General features: G+C 68.7%; 1 protein-coding gene and 1 pseudogene. Both read left to right on the top strand.

Features of this window, described 5'->3' with window-relative positions; translation table 11 throughout:
* Positions 1-422, top strand: a pseudogene (locus ACY45C_RS12825) (hypothetical protein); the annotation flags it as partial.
* Positions 423-627: 205 nt separating this feature from the next.
* A complete protein-coding gene (locus ACY45C_RS12820; protein ID WP_462187849.1) occupies positions 628-978 on the top strand; it encodes an RNA polymerase-binding protein RbpA in 351 nt (116 codons plus the stop codon).
* The last annotated feature ends 274 nt before the right edge of the window (positions 979-1,252 follow it).

Below are 1,252 nucleotides of genomic sequence, written 5' to 3'. Positions count from 1 at the left end.
GGTGGTGTCGTGGGGGTCGGTCTCGGTCATGGTGCGACGGCTGCCTTTCTGCGGGCGGGAGTGGGCGGGGCGGGGTGGTGGTGCTCTCCCCCGGTGTGGTGCTCTCCCCCGGTGTCGGTGGTCGGTGGTGTGTCGGTGTTCGGGTGGTGTCGGGGCAGAGTGAGGGGGACGGCGGCGGTGGTCATGGCGGTGCCGATCATGGGTGGGAGTTCGCCGCGGGTGGTGGTGGTCGCAAGGACGGCAACGTCCGCGGCGTCGGCGATCATTCCGGCCCACAGCCAGGTGGTGGTGTCGTGGCGGGTGGTCAGGGCGTGGAGGAGGCCGGCGCCGAGGGCGAGGTCGCGGATGCCGGCGAGCCAGGCGAGCCTGGCGGCTGTGACGCGGTCGACGCCGGTGAGGCATGGTGTCGACAGGGCGGCTGAGGGCGAGGATGCCGATGGTGGCGCGGGTGATGCCGAGGGTGGTGGTGTGCAGGGTTCGGGAGCGGGGGGTGCGGTGTTTTGTGGTGGAGTGGGATCGCTGGGTGTTCATGGTCGTGTTGGTGGTCCTTCGTCGGTGGGAACGTCTGGGCTGGCTGGAACGTTGTCGAGGGGTAGTTGCACACGTCTCGACGCTCGGAGGAGTTATATGGGCGAGCGCATCCTGCGGGGAAGCCGTCTCGGTGCTGTGTCCTACGAGACTGACCGCAGCACCGAGCTTGCCCCACGGCAGTCCGCGTCCTACGACTGTCCGAACGGCCACCAGTTCACCATGCCCTTCGCGGCTGAGGCCGAGGTGCCGTCGGTGTGGGAGTGCAGGGTTTGTGGTGGGGCGTCGGTCATTGTCGATGGTGAGCGGCCTGAGCCGAAGAAGGCGAAGCCGCCGCGTACGCACTGGGACATGCTGATGGAGCGTCGGACGACGGATGACCTTGAGGAGGTCTTGGCGGAGCGGTTGGCCGTTCTGCGGGGTACCGGTGCGGACAGGCGTTCAGCCTGATCGGTCTGATCGTTTGGGTGGTTGTGCGGTAAGGGGTCGGGCGCGGGGTGGTTGCCGTGTCCGGCCTTTCGCCGTGTCCGCGGTCGGTTCGTTGTGTCGTGTTCGTTTGTGTTGCGTTTGTGCGGTGGTGGCCGCGTCGGGTCCGGCCGGGTGTCGCATCGTGTTGTGCCGGCTGGTTCCGTGCGGCCGCGGGTCGGGTTGGGCGGTGGTGGGGGCTGGTTCGGCTGGTGGGCGTCGGATTCAGGCGTGGCCGGAGGTGACGCTACGGTCCTGG

The sequence above is a fragment of the Frankia sp. CcWB2 genome, assembly GCF_977927585.1.
Note: the sequence above shows the minus strand (reverse complement) of the source record. Positions and strands in the feature narration are given on the sequence as shown.

Coding starts and splice junctions, on each gene's coding strand:
- ACY45C_RS12820 (WP_462187849.1), top strand. CDS start 628: ATGGGCGAGCGCATCCTGCGGGGAAGCCGTCTCGGTGCTGTGTCCTAC.